The following is a 2616-nucleotide window of genomic DNA, read 5'->3' on the forward strand; positions in this document are numbered from 1 at the left end:
AGCTCGCCTCCCCCAGAGATGGATGTTGAGCGGAACAACACCAACCCGGAAAGGTCTGGCGGATCGCGAGGCAATTTGCCGGCTGGACTCGACGCACGGCCCAATTACAGCCTAGTGCATTAGGCCTAATTTGAGGATGCCGTTTCGAGCGTTAGCTTGCGATCAGTTGTGCCCCGATGGCTCCGCGGGATCCACCGGCCCGTCCAATGCCCAGGCACGGCGGCAGTTGCATGGTGAGGCGTCGATGCGAGGGTTGATCACAAGACCGCAATTGCCGCAGCTCGGACTCGACCTGCTCGAGCCGGTCAGCGGCGACGGGCGCTTCATTTTCGAAGGGTATACGTCCGAAGGACGACCTTACGGGATCAAGTATCGGTCTGGCTACCTGCAGATCTGGCTCGAGAAGCCCGAGGACACGTTGCTGCAGGCTCACATCGGGCCACTCTATCACGGCGACATTCTATTCGAGCAGGTCTGTGAGCTGACTGGCATGACCATCAGCGGTCGTCCTGCGGTCGTCTTGCAAAGCCGGCTGGAAGAAATGCAAGAGTACGGCCGATACCTGGACTGGTCAGGCGCGACCAGCTACTGGGAAAGGTGGTTCACCGTGTCAAAGCAAGGAGCTAGGTGCTTGGGCGAAGCTGTCTCGGCTGCCTTTCCAGCGGCTGTGCCGCTGAAGATTCAATGGGAGGGACAGTCGCGGCGCTGCCATCGTCTGAATAGCATCGAAGCGTTCGAAGGAGCGACGTTTGTTATCGGCGGGAGCAGTCGCGAATTGGAGCGGGTTTTGGCAGCCTCGCATGTGAGGATTGCGGAGTTTCAGGCGACATTCGATCATGTCATCGACAGCGACATCCAGCCGTTTTTCAAGCATTCGGCCGAAGAGATGTCGCGCACCATAGGACGGCCCCTGGAATTGGCGGAAACGGCGAGTGGCTGGATTCGCGCGTCAGGAAGGAGCGGCAATGAACGCGACATGCGCTTCCTGCACGATCTCGCCTCCGCAGCCGGCCACTGCTTCTTCACCGATGTCGATCACATCGACGTCCTGGATCGAAAGGTTCTTGAGCCCCTGAGCGGGGGCTGGTGGAGCACGGACCTGGTCGACTGGTGCGGCAGCTCGCCGGATCGGTACCTGTCGGCCGTCTGGAGCTCGGGCAGGCAAAGATATGTTGGTTCCCGGCCGTCGGCTTCTCTCTTCTCGGATCCGGCATCGGAGGCAGATTGAGTCATGTATCTGGATGAAATCGTCAACGACCGGACAGGGTCGCGTGCGGTCACGTCCGCTCTCCGGCATCGAGCGCGTCGGCCGCTTCCGGGCGCCCCTCAGTCGGCCTGGCCGACCGGGTTGGGCGGAAAGCGGAAGCTGGCGGGTGTTGGCTGACGCATTCACCTTTGGAAGGCAGGCCTTCTGGTTGGGCGAGGCAACTGACTTAGCAATGTTCAAAGAAGGACGAAGGCGGTGATTTGTCTCTTGATGCAATAAGGTCGCAACACAACCTCCTGAGCTGCATATATCGCTGCACGGTGGCTTAATCACAATTAATTTCGATATGTATTTTCGCGATCCTTGGCGGCATATTGATTTACTGATTTCTGACAAAAAAGAAGCGTCTCAAGCAAATTCTCCGCGACCGTGGAATCCATCCCATCTTTTTGGAGATTTAGTACGACAGACCGTTGCTTATCTATGAGGACCCTCCCGCGAGCAACCATAAGGGAAAGGATCGAAAACCTATTTCCGCAACTCTTGATCTTATCTAGCTCTCCGAACAGCAATTTCACAATCATGTCTCTGTTATTGCCGCTCTCCTCAAACTGCAGGCGACAGTGGAGGCGATCAATATTCTGTTCGATTATGAAGCGCTCGCTTGGCACATCCGCCTCCATTCCACTGCTAGATCAGCGTGTGGCGGGGCGCCGGCCCATTGTGCCCGTCACGTGTCGTCCGGGTAATTGTTAGAGCGTAGCACAACCGGTGGTGATCGGCGCGCGAAAGATCGTCTCATTCCGGGCCTCTCGAAGGTCGCCTTTGGGTCGAATCGAGCCTCGTCCGCTTCCGGACCCGAGGGCGATGTCGGCTCTCGGGTAGCCGGCCATGGGCTTGGCCGGCCGAGATGGGCGGAAAGCGGACTCTGGAGCCCGATGAGCCAACTCACGCAGACGGCGCTCAATCTGCCTGCTATTGTTCGATCGGTGTATTTCAACGCTGGACTGAATGATGCCCACACTCTGCGTCCAGATCCATCCAGATCGGATAACTGAAGCGAATCTCGCCAGCGCTATAAGATTGTTGGAGCGCGTATCTCTGAATAATGAGTGGGTTAAGGACTACTCTTATTCCGTGAGTGAATCTGAGGGTGGCTTCGTAAATATCCTATTTCGTTCGGATGATATCGGTTCTCTCTGGAACGAAATTCGAGTTACGGCTTTTGAAGATCCGGAAATCGGGCAAGCTCTCTGTAGTTCCTCTATGGCTATGTGCGAAGGCAATGATGGATGGAATGACTACATCTTGCTGAAGCATTTCGATCCCACCGTGCTCTGTGATCGTCCCACTGAAAGGTAACGGCAGCCCCAGCGGCTCACCTAATCCGAACAATGGATGTCGCCTTC

General features: G+C 56.7%; 2 protein-coding genes. One reads left to right on the forward strand and one right to left on the reverse strand.

Going from position 1 to position 2616, the window contains the following annotated elements:
• Positions 1 to 244: 244 nt before the first annotated feature.
• Positions 245 to 1228, forward strand: coding sequence for a hypothetical protein (locus FFK22_RS41375; protein ID WP_138893630.1), 984 nt, complete (start codon positions 245 to 247; stop codon positions 1226 to 1228).
• 1149 nt (positions 1229 to 2377) lie between these two features.
• Here the strand turns inward: FFK22_RS41375 and FFK22_RS44210 are convergent.
• Positions 2378 to 2616 (reverse strand): hypothetical protein (locus FFK22_RS44210; protein ID WP_221939284.1); only part of this gene is annotated, 239 nt, incomplete at its 5' end.

The sequence above is a fragment of the Mycobacterium sp. KBS0706 genome, from assembly GCF_005938675.2.
Taxonomy (GTDB): Bacteria; Pseudomonadota; Alphaproteobacteria; order DSM-16000; family Inquilinaceae; genus Inquilinus.